The organism is Exiguobacterium sp. s80 (genome assembly GCF_018618725.1).
GTDB lineage: Bacteria > Bacillota > Bacilli > Exiguobacteriales > Exiguobacteriaceae > Exiguobacterium_A > Exiguobacterium_A oxidotolerans.
Genome location: NZ_JACSMP010000025.1, coordinates 1 through 804, shown reverse-complemented (window position 1 = coordinate 804; position 804 = coordinate 1). Strand labels below are relative to the sequence as shown.

The 804-nt window shown below is 50.2% G+C and carries 6 tRNA genes and 1 rRNA gene; all 7 read right to left on the bottom strand.

The window, feature by feature from the left end:
• Positions 1-101: 101 nt before the first annotated feature.
• Positions 102-177, bottom strand: a tRNA-Ala gene (locus KNP94_RS15810).
• Between the two features lie 22 nt (positions 178-199).
• Positions 200-276, bottom strand: a tRNA-Pro gene (locus KNP94_RS15805).
• Positions 277-282: 6 nt separating this feature from the next.
• A tRNA-Arg gene (locus KNP94_RS15800) sits at positions 283-356 on the bottom strand.
• Positions 357-393: 37 nt separating this feature from the next.
• Positions 394-480 (bottom strand) — tRNA-Leu (locus tag KNP94_RS15795).
• 61 nt (positions 481-541) lie between these two features.
• Positions 542-617 (bottom strand) — tRNA-Thr (locus KNP94_RS15790).
• A 15-nt stretch (positions 618-632) separates the two neighbouring features.
• Positions 633-708: transfer RNA gene (locus KNP94_RS15785), tRNA-Val, on the bottom strand.
• Between the two features lie 8 nt (positions 709-716).
• Positions 717-804, bottom strand: a 5S ribosomal RNA gene (rrf, locus tag KNP94_RS15780); the annotation flags it as partial.

Here is an 804-nt window from a genome sequence, read left to right as displayed (position 1 = left end):
AAAGTCACGTTGACGAAGCTTGCGCTTCATTCATTGTTTGTATCCGAAGATACGTTTTTTGCCTCATCGTTCAGTTTTCAAAGTTCGTCAAAGATAAAATTTGGTGGAGCCTAGCGGGATCGAACCGCTGACCTCCTGCGTGCAAGGCAGGCGCTCTCCCAGCTGAGCTAAGGCCCCATTAAAGGGATTAAATTGAAGATGGTCGGGAAGACAGGATTCGAACCTGCGACCCCTTGGTCCCAAACCAAGTGCTCTACCAAGCTGAGCTACTTCCCGAAAAAGTGCACCCTGAGAGATTCGAACTCCCGACCCCTTGATTCGTAGTCAAGTACTCTATCCAGCTGAGCTAAGGGTGCGGGGTATAATGGATCAAACAGTTATTAAAATTAAAAATGGTACCGAGGGCCGGAATCGAACCGGCACGGGGAAACCCCCGCAGGATTTTAAGTCCTGTGCGTCTACCAGTTCCGCCACCCCGGCAGGGTTTTAAAGGTAGAACCTAAATTCTAATTCAGAATCTTCGGTGATATTTAAATGAAAATGGTGCCGGCAACAGGAGTCGAACCCGCGACCTACTGATTACAAGTCAGTTGCTCTACCAGCTGAGCTACACCGGCAAGTGTAAATAAAAATGGTGGAGGATGACGGGATCGAACCGCCGACCCTCTGCTTGTAAGGCAGATGCTCTCCCAGCTGAGCTAATCCTCCATATGTACGCCTGGCAGCGTCCTATCCTCACAGGGGGAAGCCCCCAACTACTTTCGGCGTTCAAGTGCTTAACTTCCGTGTTCGGCATGGGAACGG